Genomic DNA, 22380 nt, shown 5'->3' with positions numbered 1-22380 from the left:
CATGCAGACCGCCCTTACCCACTCGGGCGTCGGCCCGGCCCACGCCGGTTCGGCCGCGCACGACACCCACGAACAGGGATTCCTGTCGAAGTACGTCTTCTCCACCGACCACAAGATCATCGGGATCCAGTACGGGCTCACCTCGCTGCTGTTCCTGTTCTTCGGGTTCATGCTGATGCTGGCGATGCGCCAGCAGCTCGCCTATCCCAACGAGCCGATCCCGGTGGTGGGCACCCAGCTCAACAAGATCCTTGGCGATGACATGGTGTCGGCCCAGGGAGCCATGGGGGCGGATCTTTACAACGCCTTTGGGGCGATGCACGGCACCATCATGGTCTTCCTTGCGATCGTGCCGCTGGCCTTCGGCGCCTTTGGAAACTACGTGACCCCGCTCCAGATCGGGGCGCCGGACATGGCCTTTCCGAGGCTCAACATGGCGAGCTACCACTTCTTCTTCTGGGGCGGCGTGGTCATGCTGGCCAGCTTCTTCATTCCCGGTGGGGCGGCGAAATCCGGATGGACCAGTTACTCCCCTCTGGCGACGCTTGCCGATCCCAACAACTACATCAACGGCCAGACCCTGTGGCTGATCGGCATGGTGTTGCTGATCACCTCCTCGCTGCTGGGTGCGGTGAACTTCATCGCCACCATCATCCAGCTCCGGGCCCGGGGCATGACCTGGATGCGCCTTCCGTTTTTCGTCTGGGCCCAGTTCGTGACCGGCTTCCTGCTGCTGCTGGCGTTTCCGCCGCTCGAGGCTGCCGGACTGCTTCAGTTGTCCGACAACCTGCTCGGCACGTCGTTCTTCCTGCCCACCGGGCTGGTGTATAATTCCACGCCACTCGAGGTCTCCGGCGGTGGCAGCCCGCTGCTCTGGCAGCATCTCTTCTGGTTCCTGGCGCATCCCGAGGTGTACGTGCTGATCCTGCCGGCGATGGGCATCGTCGCGGAGGTCATTGCCAACAACACCCGCAAGCCGCTCTGGGGCTACCGCTCCATGGTGTATGCGGTGCTCGCGATCGGCTTTCTGGCGTTCATCGTGTGGGCTCATCACATGTACATGACGGGCATGGGCACCAAGATCGCCACGTTCTTCCAGACGACCACCATGATGATCTCGATCCCGTCGGTGATCATCCTGACCGCGCTGTTCATCTCCCTCTGGGGCGGTTCCATCCGGTTCAACACCCCGATGCTCTTCGCCCTGGCCTTCCTGCCGATGTTCGGCATCGGGGGGCTGACCGGGCTGCCGCTGGGTCTCAACGCCTCGGACATCTACCTGCATGATTCCTACTACGTGATCGGGCACTTCCACTACGTGGTCGCGCCGGGAACCATCTTTGGCCTCTTCGCCGGGGTGTACTTCTGGTTCCCGAAGATCACCGGGCGGATGATGAACGAGTTCTGGGGCAAGGTGCACTGGGGCGTGTCGCTGGTGGCGATGAACCTGATCTTCGCGCCGATGTTCATCCAGGGCATCCGGGGGATGAGCCGCCGGATGTACGACGGCGGCGCCACCTACTTTGAGGCGGGCGTCGGTGCGGATCCCGGGATCCTCTGGCTGAACAAGTTCATCACCCACGCGGCGGTGCTGCTCGCCATCGGGCAGATTCCGTTCATCATCAATTTCTTCTGGAGCATCGCCCGTGGGCAAAAGGTGACCTCGGACAATCCGTGGCAGGCGACCACGCTGGACTGGCAGACCCCCACGCCGCCGCCCCATGGCAACTTTGCCCAGACGCCGGTGGCCTATCGCGGGCCCTACGAATACAGCGTGCCGGGCGCGAAGCAGGACTTCACGCCGCAAAACCAGCCCAACTAAGCCCGCCGCCGTACGCACATCCCGCATCCGCCTTCCTGATTCCATGGAAATCCCCTACGCCGTCAAACCCCGGCCCGACACCGGACTCTACAACGCCAAGGTCGGGATCTGGCTCTTCCTGGCCTCCGAGGTCATGCTCTTCGGGGCGTTCTTCTCGACCTACATTCTGCTTCGGGTCCAGGCCCCGCCGGGATTCTGGCCCGAGGTCGCCCTCGCCTGGCCCCACGGCCTCCTGAACATCCCGATCGGTACGTTCAATACCGCGGTTCTCATCACCTCCTCGGTGACCGTTGTCATGGCGTGGATCGCGCTCAAGCAGAACGACTTCGTGCGGTTCCGGCGCTTCATGGCGGTCACCATCGCCTGCGCCCTTGGCTTCCTGGTCATCAAAACTTTTGAGTACAAGGAGAAGTTTGGGCATTACGTGATTGAGCTGAACAACGGGTCGCGAATCACCGGTCACCTCGATGTCAGCGGAAAGTCGCCGATGTTCTGGACCCTCGCCAGTGTGAAGGGGGCCAATCTGGAGACCCTCAAGGTGATTGAGGACGTGCCCAACAGGTTTCGGTTTCCGGTTGGCCACGCTATTCCAGACCCCATCCGCAAGGCCCACGCCGAGGGGGTTCATCACGTTGATCGGAGCATCCCCGTCTCGGAGATCGCCAGTGTCAAGGCCTTCATACCGTCCACGCATCCCTTTTTTGCGATCTACTTCACGATGACCTTCCTGCACGGCCTGCACGTGCTTGGGGGGGCCCTGGTGCTCTTCTACTTCGGGTTCATTGGCTCCCGCATGTGGAAGACCGATCCCGAGCGCTTCACCAACCGCATCGAGGTGGGTGGACTGTTCTGGCACTTTGTGGACCTGGTCTGGATCTTTCTGTTCCCGGTCGTCTACCTGCTTTGATCTCAACGCGCCCCGTCTCCATGAGCGATTCCCAACACGCCGTCCCCGCCGCGCAGGCCCAGGGCCATGCGCACGCCCATCACGACTATGACTTCGCCGCCCACAAGAAGGTCTATTGGGCCGTGGGGGCCGCGCTCCTGGTCGGCACCCTGATCACCGTCCTCGCCCGAGAATGGGAGTTCAGCAGCGTCGCGCTCACCGTCGCGGTCGCGCTCTTCATTGCGACCGTGAAGGCGTTTCTGGTCTGCGCCTACTTCATGCATCTCCTGTCCGAGCGGAAGGCGATCTACCTCGTGTTGGCGACGACGGCCGCATTTGCGGTGGCGATGGTTGCCCTCATCTTGTTCTCGGACATGGATCCCATCCCGGGGACCCAGCCCAAGATTTCGTATGTCCCTTAAGACGTTCCACATCGTGTTCGTCTCGGTCTCCATCCTGCTCGCCCTGGTGGTTTCAAGCTGGTGTTTCGGCAACTATCGCGACTCGGGCACGGGGCTCGACCTCGCCTGGGCGGTGGTCTGGTTGATCGCCGCCGCCGGCCTGGGCGTCTATGGCAGGGTGTTTCTAAAGAAGTTTAAGGACATCAGCTACTTGTGAATCGGCTCCTCCAGACTGCATTCGTGGTTGCCCTTGCGGCGGTGATGGCCTCGCCCCGGCTGGAAGCCTGCGCCTCCTGTTTCGGCCGCACGGACTCGCCCCTCGCCCACGGGATGAATGCCGGGATCCTGTCGCTGCTGGTCGTCATTGGCACCCTCCTCGGGTTGATCGCGTCATTTTTTGTCTTCATCTGCCGCCGGGCCGCCCGCATTCAGGATCCGGCGATGGATGGGTTTCCCTCCCAAACTGATTCCGTTTCGTCCCAGTCATGAGTTTCTGGAACTATTTTATTCCCCCCTCCAACGCGGCGGCCCACGGCGGCAGCATTGACAACCTGATGCTCTACTTGCACCTCCTGATGGCGGTGCTCTTCGTCGGCTGGCTGGGGTACTTTCTGGTGGCGCTTTGGCGTTTCCGGGGGTCTGCCAACCCACGGGCCGACCACGTGGGTGCGCGCTCGCATTTTTCCACCTACGCCGAGGTCGGTGTCGCGGCGGTGGAGGTGCTGCTGCTGCTGGGGTTTGCAGTGCCCCTCTGGGCCAAGGCCGTGGATCAGTTCCCGGTCGCCACCGGGAACCCGGAGACCGACCCGATCGAGGTGCACATCATGGCGCAGCAGTTTGCCTGGAACGCCCATTATCCCGGACCGGATGGCAAGTGGGGGCGTCAGGACATCGAGTTCGCGGGCTCCAACCCGTTCGGGTTGGATCCCAAGGATGAGGACGGCCAGGACGACGTGGTCTGTCTTCGGGAGCCGTTTGTGCTTCCGGTGAACCGGGATGTCATCTGCAGGGTGTCCTCCATGGATGTCATCCATTGCTTCAAACTTCCCCGAATGCGCGTGACCCAGGATGCCATCCCCGGCCTCACAATTCCTGTGCATTTCAGGCCTGTGGAGACGGGGGACTACATGATCATCTGTGCCCAGCTCTGCGGAAACCTCCACTCAGGAATGAAAGGGGAGTTCCGCGTGGTGAGTGCGGAGGAATATGCGACCTGGTATGCCGAGAAGGCGGCGGCCGGCGGAGCCATCAGCTTTGAGTAGGTCCGTGTTGGTGCGGGTGGCCTGCGACCATCCGCTCCGGACGGCTGTCCGGCTCTGATCGTGAAGCGCTCTCAGCGACTGCTCTGGGTGGCGTTCGGTGCGGTCATGATCGCGCTCGTCGGGATTGCCCTGCAAAGGCAGTTCGCGGTGCCTCCACTGCCCGTATTGGGAACCTTGGGTCCCTTCCGGCTCACCAACCAGCTCGGGGCGGCGGTGTCCCCGGAACAGCTCCAGGGGTCGGTGGTCATCGCCAACGTGATCTTCTCGCGCTGCCCCGGCCAGTGTCACCGCCTCTCGGTGCAGATGGCACGAATCCAGAAGGCCACCGGTGATGGTATTCGGTTGATCTCCCTCACCGCGGATCCCGAGTTTGATGCTCCGGCAGTGTTGAAGGAGTACGGCAGTCGCTACGGGGCGCTGCCGGAACGCTGGTGGTTTCTCACCGGTCCCAAGGCGGAGGTGTACCGGGTGGCGGAAAAGGACCTTCTCTTCACAGTGCTCGACACCGGCGAGGTGAGTCCAAGGCTCGACGATCGGTTCATCCACTCCGGAAACTACGTCCTTCTCGACCGCAGCGGACGCATTCGCTCCGTGGTTCAGTCCGAGGAACCCGGTTCGGAGTCCCGGGTCGTGGAACTCGCCGAGCGTCTGCGTCGGGAATCCTGGCCATGAATCTTGCCGATTCTCCGCCCCTGAACGCCTCGCTGAACGCCCTCAGCGCCATGCTGCTCGCCGCGGGATGGGTGTGCATCCGTCGCGGGCGGCGGGAGGCGCACCGCACCTGCATGGTGGCGGCGTTGCTCAGTTCCACCGCCTTTCTGGCCTGCTACCTCTGGTATCATTTCCAGATGCAGCGGCTGCATGGACGCGCCCACACGGCGTTCGTGGATCCCGCGTGGTTTCGTCCGGTCTATCTGGCAATTCTCGTGACCCATCTGGCCGGGGCCTTTGTGATCCTGCCTCTGGTGGGCGTGACCTTATTCCGGGCGCTCCGTGGCGAATTTGACCGGCACCGCCGCATCGCGCGCTGGACGCTGCCCATCTGGCTCTATGTATCGTTTACCGGCGTGGTCATCTACCTGCTCCTGTACCGGATCTTTCCACAGGCCACCGCTGCGGGAGTCGCCGGCGGATGAATCCCGGTGACGCGGCGTCCGGGAGCGGTAGGATTCGCCGGACTCGTGGGAATTTCTCCCAAGGATTTTTCGGTCCTCCAGGGACGGCTCTCGGGCCGGCGTCCCGGAGCCTCGCCAGCGCCCGGTCCGTCCGCACCGCCCGTGGACTGCCGGCGGGTGTTGGGCATTGATCCCTCGCTCCGGGGCACCGGACTTGGGATCGTGGATTTTGGGACCGCCGGACCGTCGGCCCTGCATCAAGAGACGATCCGGTGTCCACCGGGTTGGACCCGGAGCCGCTGCCTGGGCCGGATCGCCACGGTGGTCCGGGATCTGATCGCGCGGCATCAGCCCCGGGTGTGTGTCGTCGAGGGGCTGTTCTTTGCGCAGAACCTCAAGACGGCGATTACCATGGGCGAGGCCCGGGGGGCGGCGTTGTCGGCGGTGGGGGCGGCGGAAATTCCCGTGTATGAGGTGGCGCCCCGCCAGGTGAAGCTCGCGATCGTGGGTTACGGCGGGGCGCAAAAGATTGCCGTGGCGAAAATGGTGCAGCGCCTGCTTGGGCTGGCGGAAGTGCCGGATGCCGATGCCGCCGACGCCCTCGCCCTGGCCCTGGCGTTCGGCAACGAGTCGCGGCGCCGGACCGCACCGGGGCGGAAGCCCTTGTGACTTCCGTGATGTTCGTTTGAGGGCCGGCTAGGGCATGCCGCGACGGGACGTTGGACGGCGCTCGGAGGAGGGCGGGGGCGGAGCGGAGGTGCGGGTCTCCAGCGTTTTGCGCAGCTTTTCCAGGTCGTCGCGGAGCGACCGGTTGTCCTGCTGCAATGACATCACTTCGCGGCGCAATTCCCCGAGGTCGGCAGAGGCCGGACGCTTCTCCCGCAGGTCCCGGACGGCCTGCGTCGCCGCCGTGGAGACGCCGGGTTCCCCTCGGACCGTACCGGCCACGGTTTGCAGCGGTCCGATGGCCACCGGATCCCCCAAGGTTCCCAGTCCGCGGATCGCTGCCAGCTGAACCGTGCGTTTCGGATGGTCCAGGTGCGCCAACAGGAGGTCGCGCGTGCCGGAACGATCCACGGCCTCCCGGTCGAGCGTTGCGACGGTGTCCATCGCGGTTGCCAGGGCCTCGGCCTGCCACGCCGTCCCATGGCTCACGATGGCCGCCCGCACCGCCGCCACCGCCGCGGGATCTCCGTGACTGCGTAGCGCGGACAGGGCGGCCTGCAGCCGGATGTCGTCGTGGGAGGTTCCCTGAAGCTCGGGTTCCAGGCGGCCGCGGACCGCCGGGTCCGGATAGGCGCCCAACCCGCGGAGCAGGGCCGCGGCGATGGCGGGATTGGACTCCCGGCCCAGCGCCTCCAGGAGGGCGTCCCGAACCTGCGGGCGATAGAAGCCGGCAAGGGCATTGAATACGGCAAGGCGCACGCGGGCATCCGGCTGTTCCCGCGCCGCCAGCAGCGCCTCCAGGGCGGCGTCGGATCCCGTCTCGCGAAGCACCTGCGCCGCGTCGCTGCGGACGCCGTGGAAGGGGTCTTCACGCAGCACCCGGCCAAGCTCCTGGATCGCCTCGTCGTCCTTTCGCTGGCCCAGCGATTCGACGGCGCGCAGCCGGCCCACCACGTCATGGGAAGCCGCCAGGATCGGACGCAGCATCGCACGCGGCGGCTCGAACCGGATGTCGGCCAGTAGTGCGAGGTCGGGATCCACCCGGACGGTTTCGGGCTGGGAGGGCAGGGGAATCTGATATTCCTCCTGTTTGCGATGAACCCGCAACACGTGATCCACCGTCGTGCCCGCGACCTCAAACCTCACGGTCAGGGGCACGTCGAAGAGGAGCACCCGGTCGTTGACCTCCTGCGTCTGGAGCACCCGGATGCCGGCCTGCCGGACCGCCTCATTCCACGAATACTCAACCTTCAACTCCGGGTGGCGGGCGTGATAGACGTACTGGTCAAAGAAGGCGTCCCAGGAGCGTCCGGAAACGTCCTCGAACACCCGGACCAGGTCGCCCGTGACCACGTGGCCGCCGGCGTGCCGCTCCAGGTAGGTCTGGACGCATCGGCGATACAGGTCGTCGCCGAGCTGGTGGCGGAGCATGTGGAGGATCCAGGCGCCCTTGGGATAGGCCCGGTACCCGAATTGCTCCATGGGGCTGGCGTACTGCCTCCAGACGATCGGGGTGCGGTCCTCGCGGGCGGCCAGGACCGCCTTGAGATTACCGCGCATCAGCAGGCGGAACTCATCCTCGCCCAATGCGTGACGTGCCTGGAGCGCGTCGTAATACGTGGCGAATCCCTCGTTGAGCCACAGGTGGCTCCAGTCCTTGCACGTCACGAGGTCGCCGAACCACTGGTGGGCCAGTTCATGCGCGACGAGGCCGCGGCTGCTGCGGGTGTTTTCGAACGCATCGGTGAACAGCGTGTGGTGGGAGAGCGTGGTGAGGCTTGTGTTTTCCATGCCACCCGCCGTGAAGTCATCCACGACCACCTGGTCGTACTTGGCCCACGGGTAGGGCACCCCGAGCTCCTGCTCGAAGAACGCCATCATCGCCGCCGTGCCCCGGAATGAATTGGTCGCGGCGGCAATGCGCGACGGCGGGGTGTGAAAGGCCAGGGGAATCCCGCCGTGGCGATCCTCCAGGGTGGAAAAGTGGCCGGCCACCAGGCAGACGAGGTACGCGACATGCGGCTGGTCCTGGACCCAGCGATGCGCCGTCAGTCCGGTCACGGCATCGCGTTCCGTTCCCGCAAACCGCCCATTGGCAAGCGCCTTCATGCCATCCGGCAGGCGGCAGATGATTTCGCTGGTAAAGCGTTCATTGGGCGCGTCGAAGCAGGGAAACCAATGCCGCGCCTCCACCGGTTCGCCCTGGGTCCAGAGGTGGGTGTCCCCTTCGCGGTAGCCCTGGGCGGGAGTCCGGAAGTACAGGCCCTGCCGCGGGGAGGCGTGGTAGCGGACCGTCACGGTGACCTCGGTGCCGAGGGGCACCGGAGGCGCGAAGGTGAGGACCAGACGGGCATCGTCGTACGCCCAACCGGCCACCGGTGCGCTGGATTCCACTGAGTCAAGCCCCAGGTCCACGGCGTCGAGGGCGAGTTCGGTCATCGGGCGCGCCACCGGAAGGCACTGCAACGTGGTCGTCGCCCGGAGGGTGCGGGTGCTGAAGTTCGGGGTGACATCAATGGCCAGATGGGTGATGTCGGCGGTCCGGTCGGGCGCATAGTGACGTCCGCTGGCGGGTCCCTCGGGTGCGGCCGCGAGGAGCCGCTCGCAATGGCGGCATTGGAGTCCGGCCAGCCATTCCTCCGCCCGGAGACTTCCCAACAACATCAGCAGCACCACGGCGCATAGGTGCAGCCAATGAATCCGTCCCACCAGCCTCCGCGCGTTATGGTGCATCCGACGTGGCTACCGGAAGATCGTGGACGTGTCAGGTGAAATTGGATTTGGGGTCTGGGTGCGGATGCCCGGGCGCCCACTTCAGATGTCTCGGACGCGATGGGTCCGGGTGGGTGGGATGATCGGCGCGTGCCGCCGGTGGTTGGCCCGGTGGGGAGAGGCTCCTGCCGAGCCGTCCGCGCAACCAGGAGCCGGGCCTGTGGGGACTACACTCGCGTACGGGAACGATGGGAGCCACCGATGACCTGTCTGTCCCTTTGTTGCTACTTTGCGGAGCTGAAGCAGAAACCGGCAGCAGGGGCGGCCGCGAACGGATACCGGATCATGCTGGTGGCCGCAGTCTGAGTGGAGCTGCGCGGAGATCTTTTTGAACCTGTCACCTTAACGGCGAAGCTTCTTCGAGACGGGAGCGGGTCGAGTGGCTGTCGAAGGCCGCCAGAGGGGGCAGGGATCCCAGTGCACTAACTGATTCCAATGTGTCGCTGGCAGGCCGGCGTCCATCGGCTGAGCGGGCTTCAGTCGGTGAGGACTTGCTCTTAGTTCGGCCTCGGGCAGATCTCGATCAAGAACTCGCCGTCGCGGAGAGACGCGGGATCGTCGCCCTGAGGGACGGAGACCAGAGGCTGCAGAGCGGAGGCTTGAGGGGGGTGGGGATCGGGCCGGGGCGAAGGTGGCGGGTCCACGCCGGAGATTGAGATGGCGAAGGGTATCAACGGGGTGCATCCAAACTGTTGATATCTTAGGCTGGATCCGGGTCCTTTTGCGCAGCATCAGGACGCGGCGGGTGGCGACAGCAAATCGGTGGTTTCCTGGAACAGCGCGCGCGGGAGTTGATGGGGGGCGTGAATCCCGGGCGAGGAGCAGCGACGGGGCGGTGGTGCTCCGGGAGATCCTGGAACTCGACTCTGCTGCTGCAGCCCAGGCCGCGACCCCTTTCCGCGCCGCGCTGTCCAACCACCCCAGGAGTTCCCGCCATGGCACCCGGCTTGGAGAGCAATTGTCATTGGTTAGATGCGACCCCATTGCACCACTACGGTGCTATTTCTCCAATTTTTCACCCGCAACGCCCCCGTTTCATTGGGGTTTTCACTCGGCCGCCACGAGAAAATTCCCATGTTCTTCTCTCAGGATCGAAGGTCGGGCTAGGAAGCGCCGTCTCGTCAATGGCCCGGGCACAGTGGAGCCGTGGTGCGGCATCGGACTCATGGAATCGCGGACCGATGGCGGACTCCACATCGCCCAGGGGGAATTTAGGATTCATCGTGGCGATCTGCAGGATGCTTCAACGTGCGAGCCGGATCTTCATCTCCAGCGGGCCCAGATCCAGGGGGGCGTCCGGATCGGCGGGATCCGGTTCCGGAACGGTCACTGCGCAGCTCACGGTGCCCTGCCATGACGCGGCCCGTGCGTCCCAGGGGATCTGTCGCGCGGCATCCGCGGGACGGGCCCACACCCACAATTCATAGTCTCCGGGCGGCACGCCTCGCACGGAGAAGCTACCGTCGGGATCCAGCTCGACCGTGTAGCTGGCACGCAACCTGAGATGAGCGCGGCCTTCTTCAGTCCGGATCCACCCGTACCGCCACCGCTGACGCGCCTCGGCCGTAAGCCCGGCGGGCGGTTCGATGATCGGAATCTTCTTCGAAAGGACGCGGGTGCCGACATGCCGCCGCCAGTCGCCCACGGACACGGGTTCCGAGGGCGTCACTCGGCCGGTGACAAGGCGCCCCAGAGGATCCGGTTCCCCCACAGTCACGGTCGCCGACCGGCCGGAAGTCACCGTGACCGGGGTCTCATCCGTGAAGGAAATTCCCAGGCCCGGGTTGAGATAAAGCAGGTAGTCCCCGCCAGGCACCCAGGTCATCAGGAATCGGCCGGCGGCATCCGTTCGCTGCTGAAAGGTCGCCACGTCCGGGCTCACGCAGCCTGCCTGGAACAGAAAGCTGGGTTCGCTCAGGACAACGTCGAGTCCCGGCTGCGGCTGTCTGTCCCGGCTCACCACGCCCTCGATGGATCCAAACGGTTCCAGACGGATCGTGGCCGGACCGTTTCCCGGGATGCCCGCAAGTCCGAAACCAAGAACGGAGACCGCGACCACCGTGTGGGGCGCCCGAACCACCGGAAAGGCAAACCGTCCCGCGTCGTCGGTCACGGTGTGGATGCCGCCTTCACGGCGCAGGAAGCGTCCGGGCCCGAGGGTCACCGAAGTTTCCAGCGTGCACAGCGCCACCTCGGCACCAGCCGCGGGGGTCCCGTCTGCATTCAGCACGACACCCCGCACGGCGTGGTTGGGATCCTCACGCCGAAGCTCAAAGTCACAGCGTGGACGGCCATCAGGCCCAGGCACAGGATGGCCGAGGGTGGTCTCGTACCCCTCAGCCTCGATCCGGACCACCGGTTCGCCGGCTTCGTCGAAGTCCAGACGATACGCTCCATCGGTTCCGTAAAAAAGCTGGCTGCGGTCGAAGTTCGGAAACTCCCGTCCGTTTCCAGGAATGGCCTTGAACCGGGCGACCGGCTCTCCGGTCGTGGCGTCCACGACCGCGCCGGCGACCACCAGAACCGGATGCAAAACCATCGTGTGTTCAGGGCCGTCCACCGTCAGCGGAACATTCCGGGCATACTGATGGCCGGGGGCATACGCCGTGAAGGTGAACCGGCCCCCGGGCGGTGCGCTGCGCCACTCGATGCGTCCTTCGTCATCGGAGCGTCCGTCCCATCCAAGCGCCCCTTCACCAAAACCATCCTGCAGCGCCAGCGTGGCGCCGGCGATGGGATCGCCATTGGGAGTGACCATTCGGACACGCAACACGCCGCCCGGGTGTAGGGACACACGCACGGGTCCTTCACGGCCGGCGTCAAACCGCCGAGGCGCGTAGCCGTCCGCAGTCGCCACCAGCCGGATGCTTCCCTGCCGCAATGGCCCCAGACTGAACTCGCCATGGATATCGGTAGTCACGGCAGCCTCATGCCACGAGGTCGCGATCCGGGCATCCGGGACCGGCTCCCCGGACGCATTGACGACCTGACCGTAAACGATCATCCCGGGCTGCATCGTGGTCACCATGCGTCCGGCGGCCACCAGGGCGAGGACCTCCTGTCCCACCGCGGTCGCGTCGTCGCGGTTGACAGCCAGGGAATCCTCGCGGGCGTAATCCGGATGTTCGAATTCGAACGCAAACCGGTCCCGGGCCGGCGGAATTGTGGCACAAGTCCAGCGTCCTTTGGCGTCGGTCACGCCCACCCGGAGCCGCCGCATAAATCCCAGCCGTTCTCGATCCTCGTCCGGTTCCCGCCACGACGTGTCGCTGAGGTGGTAGGCCAACCAGACCGTGACGCTGGGGACGGGACGCCCCCGGCCGTCCACCACAATGCCACCCACGGTGTCGGCACGACCCAGCCGCAACGTGTACTCCTCGGGCCGGGGATGCTGCCAACGGGCATTCCAGGTAAAGAAGCGGTTCTCATAACCTGGCAGATGCGCCCCGGCATCCAGTCGCATCAGCACGCCGCGCGGCAATGGAATGACGCATTCCCCCGCCACGTCGGTCCTCAGATCTGCGGGTGCTATCCACTCGCCATCAGACACAAAATTGACCGGCACCCGGGCATCGGACAGCGGCTCCCCGGTGTCGGCCGCAACTACCCGGAGGCGGAACGTCCCGGAACCGGCAGACCGTTGAAAGCCAGTATTGGGATGAACGGACGATCCCGACTCCGGGGGTGAACTGAGGGCGGTTGCTGCCGAGACGGTGGGCTTCGGGCCGAAATTCCGCGGTGCAAGGACCACGAGGGCCATGACGGCCGCCGTTCCCAGGACTCCGACAGCGAGCTGCAACCGCGCCCGACGCCACGCGGACGCGACCTGTTGCGCCAGTCCTGCAGCTTCGTGCGGGATGACATCGCCGGCGACGCCCTGCGAGATGGCGGTCGCCAGTCCGGGCGGCGGGGCGGCACAGAGGCGATCGGCAAGCAGGCTGCCCAGCATCCCTGCCGTCACGGTGACGCCCTGGCGGAGCAGCACGCCGCGGAGCTTTTCAATGGCCCGGTTCACCCGTTTCCTGGCCGCCTCCTCCGTGAGGCCGAGTGCGTTGGCGACCTCGCGGTGGTTTCGGCCCTCGCCAAAGCGCAGCAGGAGGGCATTGCGGTCGGCGGCTCCGAGTCGGGACAGCGCCTCATCCACTTCGGGGGCAAGTTGGTCCCAGCGGGGATCCGGGGTATGGAGTTCCTGCATGGAGGCGGCTTCCTGTTCGCGTCGCTGCCGGCGGGCGTCGGCACGCAGCGCCCGGGCCGCCACGAACCGGGTGGTCTGGAACAACCACCCCAGGAGCAACCCGCGGCGCCCCAGGGAACCGGCCTTCCGCGCGAGCAGCAGGAAGACCGCCTGGGCCACATCCGCAGCCAGGGCATCGTCGCGGACCTGCCGCCTGGCGGCGGCATGCACGAGTCCGAGGTGACGATCCACCAACCGCGAAAACGCGGCCTCCGATCCATCGCGGGCGTAGGCGTCGAGCAGTTGCCAGTCATCCATGGGAGTCATGCGCTTGTATCCGGAGAATCTCCGCAGCGAGGTCCGTTTGGGACACTGGAAATCGGTGCCGCTCAATCCCGCACCTTGCGCCTGCGGGAGTCCGCGTCCACAAACACGTCGGCGCCGGAGCTGAGGTCCATGGTTGCCTTGCTGCTCGCAACCCTCGCGGTCCTTCCACCAACGGGTGGTGATCCCCGCACGGCCCCCGGATTGCGGTTAAGGATCTGCGACCCGCCGTCCTGCGGCGGTCCTCACGGTCCGCAAAACTCCCGCCGAACCGACACCCGAAGTCGTCCCGGGCGCTCGTTCCCTGCCTGCGTGCCGCTGGACAGCTACTTACTAATTCGTTGACCATGAATTTCCTGCATCTGCCCCAAAACCTTGCACCCAGGGGGCCGGCGCCTCACGCGTATCTCGAGTGGACTGGCGTTGTGTCTGGCGTTCGCCGGATGTCATCGCCATTCACACACGGACCCGTCCCCGCCTCCACAAGAGGCACAACAGCAGACCGCCCACTCGGATGACCTGCAGCTCTACCTGGAACATCCACCGCTCAGCGCTGGTCGGGCAGCGCGGCTGGTCGGACACGTATCAACGCTGCCGTCCAGCACCCCTCGCGAAGGTTGTCTCCTGGAACGTCGCGCGGGAGTTGATGGGGGGCGTGAATCCCGGGCAAGGAGCAGCGACGGGGCGGTGGTGCTCTGGGAGATCCTGGGACTCGACTTTGCTGTTGCAGCCCAGGCCGCGACCCATTTCCGCGCCGCGCTGTCCAACCACCCCAGGAGTTCCCGCCATGGCATCCGGCTTGGAGATCCATCGCCGTTATATTAGATGCGACCCCAGTGCTCCACTAGTCAATGACGGAATACACGTCCTCTTGGAAAGATCGTTATGTGCTGAGTCCGTGAATACGGGCTGCTCCCTGGCTCCACGACGCTCATTTCGGAGCGATGTCATCGGAACTTCCATTTGCCGCTGCGACCCAGCGGATGCCTTCCAGCACGTGCTGGCGGACAAAGGGCGTGCTCAGCGAGCGAAGATCGTGGCCGAACTCGGTGTAGAAAAAGCGCCCACCTGTCGCCGGCTCGTTCGTCCAGGAGATGGGATGATCCTCGCCCATCGGTTCGCCGCCGCGCGTCTTGAACCATTCGCGCACCGGCGTGTAGGTGCTTTCGTCCACGCGGAGCAGCACCTGGAATCCCGGAAGCCCGGTCACGGAGCGGTCGTGGTTCGTCCAGTCCGCCTCAATCCAGAACTCTGCGGGTTGCCCTTTCACGGTGGGGTGGTTCCTCGCGGCGGGATCCACGATCACCCTGGCCTTGGTAAACTCCGAATCGCTGTTGAAATCACACCCTCCCAGCTCGTTGAGCCATGGCCAGCCGGTTTGACGAACCAGGGCTGCATGCAGCCCGACGATACCCTTCTTGCCATTGCGAAACCACCCCTCAACCGACCGTCGCTGTTCCTCCGGGATGATTTTGTCGAGTTCATTGGCGTTGTTGAGCAGGAGCACGTCGTATTTCTCGAGCACATGCGGCATGAGATCGTTTGGATGCTCCGTGATGTCGACCTCCAAGCTGTTCTCATGGCCGAGCAGCACCAGCCACCGGTTGATGCCGGGGATGTCGGGATGCCGGTAGTAGGCCGTGCCGGAGAAGACTAGCACCTTGATGCGATCCCCGCCCAACGCGGCGGGCGCGACGGGATCGTGAGCCAATGCCACATGGGCTGGCGAGGATAGGAACAGGGTCGTCAGGAGTCGCAGCAGGTGTTTCATCGGCCCTGACAACTTACCGAGGGCGAAGCGCCTCGGCAACCGTCCGCGACGTGCCCGATTCTTGGAGAAGTCCGCCCGAGAGAAGGCGGATTCACCACGAAGGGCCCGACGGAAACAGCCGTCGTTCCGGCTGCACGCGTCCGCACCAGATCCATCCTGACCGGCGAGCCAACGTCGCCTTCGACTTCGTGAACTTCGTGCCGTCGTGGTTGGTTGCACGGCGAATTGGGACTTGGGCTCAGGAGTTGTCGCGCTCTACGGGCAGGTTAGTGATTCGAGCATGGTGTCTCCCGAATCTGAAAACGGGCCACCGGCAGCGGTCGTCCGGAGCCTGTCGCCTTCTCCGCGCCTCTGCGTGCGATCCATCGTGCGTGAGCCTCCACGGGACGGGGCTTGGTCACACGGCGGCGCGGGTCATCGGCACACCCTACGGATTCGAAATGGGGAGCGGGCCGGAAACGGCCGGTGGCGTGTCCGTCCCGTACACGCGATGGGGGATCGGGGCGCCCAGGATCTCGTGGTGCGCCGCGGCGGGAACTTCCGGGTCAAGCTTGAGAATGGCCCGGGCACAGGTCAAAAGGCCGTTCACCTCGATCCCCAGATCCGTTGTCTGCGTGTATACCGCAGCGGCCAGTCCGGACGAGCCGATCAGGGGTTGAAGCTTTCGGAGAAGGTTGAGGTACGCCGCGGATGGTTCCTCCCTGGTGTTGTCGCTCTTGTATCACCAGTTCTTTTCAGTCTGCCAGGTCTGCCTGGCGACGGGCAGCCCCAGACCGCCGTACTCGCCACGCACACCAGCCCGACGTGTTTCCTAAGGAGACGCGGCAGGTCCAGGATCCGTGGGGATGTCATGCACGTCCCCTCAGCCGCGGTTGGTCCAGCGGTGGGTTGCCATGCCAGATCGGTGGCGTCCTGTGACGGCTCGCGGGAATTGATGCGGGGCGTGAATCCCGGGCAAGGAGGAGCGCCGGGACAGTGGTGGTCTGGAAGAGCCTGGGACCGGAATCTGCTGCTGCCGCCCAGGCTGCGAACCCTTTTGGCGCCGCGCTCTCCGACCACCTCTGGAGTTCCCGCCATGGCACCCGGCTTGGGGACAAGTTGTCATTGGATCCGTTGCGGCCCCGTTTCTCCGATCACTGATCCCAGAGGTTCGTTCACTTCAGTACGAGCCGTTGATTTTCCAACAGCCGTCCGCTTTCTTGAACACTTATCGAACGATCACGCGATAGCTGTCGGGATGGGATCGGTCGTCGGCGCCCACTTGGATCACCACGGCCTCATCTTCGGGACGTCCGCTGCTCCACATTCGGCTTTTTCGCGGGACACGGAACCAACGCCACGCGGCCTCCAGATCCCATTGCCGGAGAGCGTTCCAGCTTCGTTGGTGCGCGTCGCGGCAGACGAGCGACGCAATGCTCCGTCGGTCCTCCTTCGACAGATGGCCGGACAGCCCCGTGGGGAGCGCGACCGGACGAAGGGCCACGCAAAGCGCGACCACCGCCGCGCCGACCACGAGGCAGACGCTTTGCCAAAAGTAGGCCCGCCGTCGCGAGGTCACTCGACTTGGGACCAGCGATTGGCCGACGTCATCCGCCAACTCCGCCGCTTGATCGAGCGGGTGCCGGTGACCGGGAACGCTCGGCGCAGGGCGCATCGTGACGCGGAAAATCATTGGGGTCGCATCTAAAACTTTGATATCCCACGCCGGGTTAGGGCCTCTTGCGCATCATCAGGACGCGGCGGGTTCCCATGGCAGATCTGAGGTCTCGTCCAACGGCGCATGGGAGTTGACGGGGGACGTGACTTCCGGGTGAGGAGGAGCGGCGGGACGGTGGTAGATCATGGGGTTTTGAGACTTGAGTCAGACATTTCAAGATTACCCTCCAGTTCGCCAAGTCGGGTTACAGCCGGCCGGCGGTGAAAAGGAACGCGGGCGGACGGCGGCAGCGAGCGGCCTGCTCGAAGGCATATCCCAGCGCGAGTAATCGGGCCTCGCTCCATGCGGGTCCCATGAACGAAAGGCCCACCGGCAGTCCGCGGACGTAACCCGCGGGCACCGTGAGGTGCGGTGTGCCGGCAACCGCCGGCAGGGAGGAACAGCCTCCGCCCGGCGCGTCGCCCGCCACGGGGTCAATCAACCACGGCAACCCGGCGGTGGGCGCCACAAGTGCATCCAGGCGGTGACCGGCGAGCACCGCCTCCACTCCCTCCACTCGCGCAAGCCGCCGGCACTGTTCGCGGGCCTGGAGGTAGGCGGGATCCGTGAGGGGGCCTTTGGCCTCGGCCCGAAGGAACAGATCCTGGTCAAACAGCGCCATCTCCCGGTCCCGATGCCGCTCGTTGAAGGCAATGATGTCCGCCAGCGTCCGCACCGGCACCTCGTCGCCCCGGGTGGAGAGGTATGCGGCGAGGCCCGCTTTCAGTTCGTAAAGCAACACTTCCATCTCGGCGTCGCCAAATTGGCCAAGGGTCGGGATCGTCACGGGATCCACCAACACCGCGCCCAGTTCGCGAAGCAGCCCAAGCTGCCGCTCGATCTGGGCATCCACGAGCAGATGTGCCCCAAAGAACTGTCGTGCAACGCCCAGGCGCGCCCCCTGAAGCGCCTTGGGGTCGAGCCATCGGGTGTAGTCGGACTCGCGGTACCGGGAGGCCCCGAGGGTCGAAGGATCCTCAGGATCTTCTCCCGCCATGGCACCCAGGAGCAGTGCGGTGTCCGCCACGGTCCGGGCCATCGGACCCGCGGTGTCCTGCGTGGAGGAGATGGGGATGATGCCGCGGCGGCTGACCAGACCAACGGTCGGCTTGAAACCAACGACCGAGCAGGCGGCGGCAGGTGAGACCACGGACCCGTCGGTCTCGGTGCCAACCGCAGCGGCGCAGAATCCCGCGGCCACGGCGACCGCCGAGCCCGAGCTCGAGCCGCTTGGGGAACGATCCAGCGCGTAGGGATTCCGGGTCTGTCCACCGAGGGCGCTCCAGCCGCTGGACGATCGTGTGGACCGGATGTTCGCCCATTCGCTCAAGTTCGTTTTGCCGAGGATCAATGCGCCGGCATTTCGAAGCCGCCGGGTGACCTCCGCATCGCGCGGAGCCCGGGTTCCCGCAAGTGCCAGCGAACCCGCGGTGGTCGGGAGGCGGTCCCCGGTGTCCACGTTGTCCTTGAGGAGGATGGGCAGGCCATGCACGGGACCCAGCGAACCCTCCCGCCCCCGGAGTTCATCCAGCGCCTCGGCCTTCGCCAGAACCTCGGGATCCGTAACCAGCACCGCCCGGACTGCAGGTCCATGCAAATTGGTGGCTCGAATCGCGCGCAGGCACGCTTTCGCCAGTTCGTGGCTCGTCCGGCGGCCCGACACCAGCGCCCGCGACCACTCCGTCGCTTCTTCCACCGCTGTGGATGCGGCACCGTGCCTGAGAACGGGTGCGCGGGTGGCGCCGTGTGATCGCAAAGAGGACGTGGCAACTGCAGTACCCATGTACATCAATTTTTCGACAAATGTACGTCGCTTCATGAGCTTCGCATCCCGCAATCCCTTTCCTATGAACTTCCCGGCACCGTGAGGTCTACCGCCTCCGCGAGAATGTCCGGCTGCCAACCCAGCGGGTGTTGAAACGGTCATGCAAGGCATCGGATGGGAATGCCGGCCGCGGTTCGATCCCATGGCGTTGGTCATCCATGTCCCGCCACGGCAGCGGCTCGATGGTGCTGCCGTGCGCCACGTGATAGTCGGCATCCTTGTCCCACCCGGTGACGGCGAGGAACAGGTCACGCTCCTGACCGGAAGCGGGGGGCGGCAGGGCGCCCACCGAAAAACGGAGGGTCAATTCATCCCCGCCCGCCAGGATTACGAGACCGTTGTCATTGTCCGCCAACAGCTCCCCCACCGGACCATATCGCGTGGCCCAGCCCGATGGGGTGATGTGCCAGGGGGGGGTGGGGCGGACGTTCCCATATTCGGGTGTCAGCGGATCCGTCCAGGGGCGCTCCTCGAAAACACTGTATCCGCGCCAATGAAGATCGGCGGACGCAGGGGCAACGGAGACCCCCTGGATCGGCGTGATTTCGGTGAACAGGGCGATGCGGTCCCAGTGGATCTCGAAGGCCTGCCGCAGTCGCAGTTGTTGGGTGCCTTTGGGCAGCCGGTCGGTGAGGTCCACGTAGATGCCCTTGGTCTTGCCGGCCGGGGCGCCGACGGTGACGTCCACGACCTGCCAGCCGTCCGGCGTCCCGGCTTCCAGGACCGGGAAGGGGAAGGGGAACTCCGGCTGGTGAGACGCGGCGATGTTGGCCATGCCGCCACCAAAGCGCAGCCAGCCGGTGAGGGCCATGGCCAGCGGACCGCGCTCGGGCAGTTCCCCGAAGTCCAGGGTTACGACATGGGGTTCGGCGAGACCCCGGTACTGGGTTTCGCGGAGCTGGATTGGAGAGACGCGCCGGCCATCGGTTTCCAAAAGTGCCCGCGTGACGTCCGCGGAATCCTTGCCGTCCGCCGGGGATACAGTGGCGTGGCGTAGTGGAATGCGTCCCCCCAACTGGACCAGGCCGGGCGCCGCGAAGGGGCGTCCCGGCACCAGCTTCGATGTGGCGAACACCTCCGTGCCGGGCGCATGGTCCGCGATCACGAGGCGCGCCGAGTCGAGGTAGAGGATTTCACGCAGCTCCTCGGTGATCTGAAGCTCGTAATGGCCGTCCCGTGGCGCCAGGTCCCGGTCCGAGCCGAGACGCACCAGTTCATCGGGATCGGCTTCAATGTAGCGTCCCGGCGCCACCGGGAGTCCGATGGGCGCCGCGCCGAGGAGGTCGGTGATGAAGCGGTGGCGCGTGCCGTCCCAGGCATACAGGTAGGGACACGACCCGGTGGGCAGCACCAATTCGAAGACCACGAGGGGCTGCTGGCACTCGGTCGTCACTTCGGTGGTGTCGAGCCGGGTGTCGAACCAGCGGGTGCTCACGAGGTCGAGGACCGGACGCCGCCCCACCCCGATCTCAACGGGCAGTTGCTGGACGGTGCGGAGGGTCCTCCAGCCGCCGCTGGCAAACTCCACCTTGATGCCGAGCGCACTGGCATTGGACCGGTTGCCCAGCAGGCGAAGCTTCACCATCGCATTGGCGTTTCCGCCGTCGTTGCGCAGAAATCGCAGGCCCTCTCCCTCGACATCCACGATCCAGTCGGTGTCGCAGTCCCCATCAAAATCCGCGGCCGCGAAGTCACGGATGCGGCGGCCGCGGAACCCGTCCAGTCCCAGGGCGGCGGTGGTGTCCTCAAACCCGAGGCTTCCGCGGTTGCGCCACACGTGGAAGCCGTCGGCGCCCCAGGCCACCAGGTCGAGCCAGCCGTCGTTGTCGTAATCCAGTGCGCGCAGGCCTTCGATCTGGTGGCCCCGGGCCGCAAGGCGCCTGGGTTCCTTCACGCCGCTGAACCGGAGCTCGACGGCGCCGGCGGTGGCCAGGGCGACATCCATGCGCAGATCGTTGTTGAAGTCCCCGGTGGCCACGGCGCGCGCGACGGGCCAGTCCGGCGGCTGGTTGCTGGCGCTCAGGCCGCCGCCGCGGACGTTGAGAAGCAGGACGGGCGGCTGATGGCTCCGGGTGAGGAGCACGTCCGGCAGGTCGTCATTGTTGAGATCCTCGATGGTGATCTGCGTCACGTCGCTGACCGCGAACGGATCCGGCGCGCCCTCCGGGGCCCGGCGTTCGCGGAAGAGTCCGGTTCCCAGGTTGGTGAAGGCACGGAGGTTGCCCGCAGGATCGGCAAGGAGGAGTCCGAGTTTGCCGGTGAAGTCGAGGTCGGCCAGCGCCGCGGCGCGTCCGGCGGCGCCGGCCTGGCGCAGGCCCGAAAATGCGGTGACGTCGGTGAACAAGCCGTTGGTGGCGAATCGGAGCAGGGTCACTCCTTCCGGGCTGACCAGCAGGGCATCCTCATAGCGGTCGTTTTGTACGTCGCCCACGACCGCTGCGGCCACGGTCCCGGCGCCGGTCACGGGCAGGGGCTCCGCGGCGGCGGTGAACACGCCGTTCGAATTGAGGTGGAGGCGCACGCCCTCCGGCCCGACCAGGAGGAGGTCGTTCGCGCCGCGACGGTTGATGTCCAACAAGGCGATCGGACCCCGCAGCGCGCCGGCACCGGCTCCGAACGCCCGGGCGGTGTCGTCCACGAACCGGACCCTCACCCCTGCGGGTCCGGGCTGCTCAAGTTCGAAGGGCGCGCGGATCGCGGTGTACTTGCTTCGCTCGAACTGGGCCGGGTCGTCGGCGCCACCGACCTTGCCGGCATTGATGCGCTGGTGTTCGGCAAGGGACTGTTGCGCCTCCTCGCCCCGGCCCAGACGCAGCAGCGCCTGGGACAACAGGTAGTGGGCCGCCGGATGATCGGGCTCGAATTGAAGGACCTCCTCAAACTGGGCTGCGGCTTCCTCCGGGCGGCCCCAACCGAGGAAGGCGCGCCCCAGCTGAAAGCTCACCGGATTTTCCGTGGGATCGGCGGCCTTGGCCTCGGTGAGGACCTGAACGGCATTGGAGAACTGGTTCTGACGGAGCAGGGCGCACCCGAGGACATAGAGCGCGGCCGCATTGCCTGGTTCGTAGTGCAGCGCCTCGCGCGCCTCGGCCGCGGCGGGCCCGGGATGCCCCGCCAGCAGATGGGCATTGGCAAGGTTGAGGCGTGCATCCGGATTGGCGGGATTCATCGCCAGGCCCCGTTGAAAGGCCTCGATGGCCTTGGACGGTTCGCCCCGCTCGAAGAACGTCTTGCCGGAGTTCATGGCGGACGCAAACGCTGCCTCGGGATCGCTTCCGCGTCCGCTGCGGCCCGACATCCACCACGCGAGGCCGGCAATCCCGGCGACCAGGAGCAGCACTCCGGCCACATACCCGACCCCTGCGAGCCCGCCCTGTTTTCGATGCGGCGTCATACGGGGTGCAACGATATCCGGCGACGCGCCCTCCGGCTTCAAGAAAATGTGGGGTGCCCGCGGGATGGGGCGTCCCTGCCGCGTCGCGGCCCTCCCCTTCTTGGGATTGCGTCTGCCCCTCCGGCTGCTGCATTCCTCACGCACGCCTCCTAAACTGCACGACCTCCGTCTCTCACGAATTCCCCGTCAACGGCTTGCAAATTCAAAACGAGCCCTGCAGCACGGACGGCGGGACGCTGGACATCCCAAGGGGATTTCGCTTAAACCCTTGG

15 protein-coding genes are annotated in these 22380 nt (G+C 65.6%); 9 read left to right on the top strand and 6 right to left on the bottom strand.

Features of this window, described 5'->3' with window-relative positions:
* Position 1 precedes the first annotated feature (1 nt).
* The 9 genes from KF791_11510 to ruvC are packed head-to-tail and all read left to right on the top strand — an operon-like array spanning position 2 to position 6155.
* Positions 2 to 1822, top strand: coding sequence for a cbb3-type cytochrome c oxidase subunit I (locus KF791_11510; protein MBX3733207.1), 1821 nt, complete (start codon positions 2 to 4; stop codon positions 1820 to 1822).
* Between the two features lie 43 nt (positions 1823 to 1865).
* Positions 1866 to 2729, top strand: coding sequence for a cytochrome c oxidase subunit 3 (locus tag KF791_11505; protein MBX3733206.1), 864 nt, complete (start codon positions 1866 to 1868; stop codon positions 2727 to 2729).
* 20 nt (positions 2730 to 2749) lie between these two features.
* Positions 2750 to 3130 carry a cytochrome C oxidase subunit IV family protein gene (locus tag KF791_11500; protein ID MBX3733205.1) on the top strand — a complete coding sequence of 127 codons (381 nt, stop codon included), beginning with the start codon at positions 2750 to 2752 and terminating at the stop codon, positions 3128 to 3130.
* Positions 3120 to 3326, top strand: coding sequence for a hypothetical protein (locus tag KF791_11495; protein ID MBX3733204.1), 207 nt, complete (start codon positions 3120 to 3122; stop codon positions 3324 to 3326). Before KF791_11500 ends, KF791_11495 begins: the two co-directional genes overlap by 11 nt.
* Entirely contained in the window at positions 3323 to 3598 is a 276-nt protein-coding gene (locus KF791_11490) for a hypothetical protein (protein MBX3733203.1), read from the top strand. Before KF791_11495 ends, KF791_11490 begins: the two co-directional genes overlap by 4 nt.
* The gene (locus KF791_11485; GenBank protein ID MBX3733202.1) at positions 3595 to 4371 is read left to right on the top strand and encodes a cytochrome c oxidase subunit II; all 777 of its coding nucleotides are present in this window, start codon (positions 3595 to 3597) and stop codon (positions 4369 to 4371) included. The genes KF791_11490 and KF791_11485 overlap by 4 nt, the downstream gene beginning before the upstream one ends.
* Positions 4372 to 4431: 60 nt before the next feature.
* A complete protein-coding gene (locus KF791_11480; protein ID MBX3733201.1) occupies positions 4432 to 5043 on the top strand; it encodes an SCO family protein in 612 nt (203 codons plus the stop codon).
* Positions 5040 to 5507: a DUF420 domain-containing protein gene (locus KF791_11475; GenBank protein ID MBX3733200.1), complete on the top strand. Its 468-nt coding sequence runs from the start codon at positions 5040 to 5042 to the stop codon at positions 5505 to 5507. Before KF791_11480 ends, KF791_11475 begins: the two co-directional genes overlap by 4 nt.
* 45 nt (positions 5508 to 5552) lie before the next feature.
* Complete coding sequence (gene ruvC, locus KF791_11470) at positions 5553 to 6155, top strand: crossover junction endodeoxyribonuclease RuvC (GenBank protein ID MBX3733199.1); 603 nt, start codon at positions 5553 to 5555, stop codon at positions 6153 to 6155.
* A gap of 27 nt (positions 6156 to 6182) precedes the next feature.
* Here the strand turns inward: ruvC and KF791_11465 are convergent, their stop codons facing one another.
* From KF791_11465 to KF791_11440, 6 genes are all read right to left on the bottom strand, one after another.
* Positions 6183 to 8885, bottom strand: coding sequence for a M1 family metallopeptidase (locus tag KF791_11465; protein MBX3733198.1), 2703 nt, complete (start codon positions 8883 to 8885; stop codon positions 6183 to 6185).
* A 1282-nt stretch (positions 8886 to 10167) separates the two neighbouring features.
* Positions 10168 to 13425 carry a sigma-70 family RNA polymerase sigma factor gene (locus KF791_11460; protein ID MBX3733197.1) on the bottom strand — a complete coding sequence of 1086 codons (3258 nt, stop codon included), beginning with the start codon at positions 13423 to 13425 and terminating at the stop codon, positions 10168 to 10170.
* A 928-nt stretch (positions 13426 to 14353) separates the two neighbouring features.
* Positions 14354 to 15193: a ThuA domain-containing protein gene (locus KF791_11455; protein MBX3733196.1), complete on the bottom strand. Its 840-nt coding sequence runs from the start codon at positions 15191 to 15193 to the stop codon at positions 14354 to 14356.
* A 1207-nt stretch (positions 15194 to 16400) separates the two neighbouring features.
* Entirely contained in the window at positions 16401 to 16847 is a 447-nt protein-coding gene (locus KF791_11450; protein MBX3733195.1) for a hypothetical protein, read from the bottom strand.
* Positions 16848 to 17094: 247 nt separating this feature from the next.
* A complete protein-coding gene (locus tag KF791_11445) occupies positions 17095 to 18708 on the bottom strand; it encodes an amidase (protein MBX3733194.1) in 1614 nt (537 codons plus the stop codon).
* Between the two features lie 52 nt (positions 18709 to 18760).
* A complete protein-coding gene (locus KF791_11440) occupies positions 18761 to 22108 on the bottom strand; it encodes a VCBS repeat-containing protein (GenBank protein MBX3733193.1) in 3348 nt (1115 codons plus the stop codon).
* Positions 22109 to 22380: the final 272 nt, after the last annotated feature.

The organism is Verrucomicrobiia bacterium (genome assembly GCA_019634635.1).
Lineage (GTDB): Bacteria > Verrucomicrobiota > Verrucomicrobiia > Limisphaerales > UBA9464 > UBA9464.
This window is presented reverse-complemented; position numbering and strand designations above follow the sequence as displayed.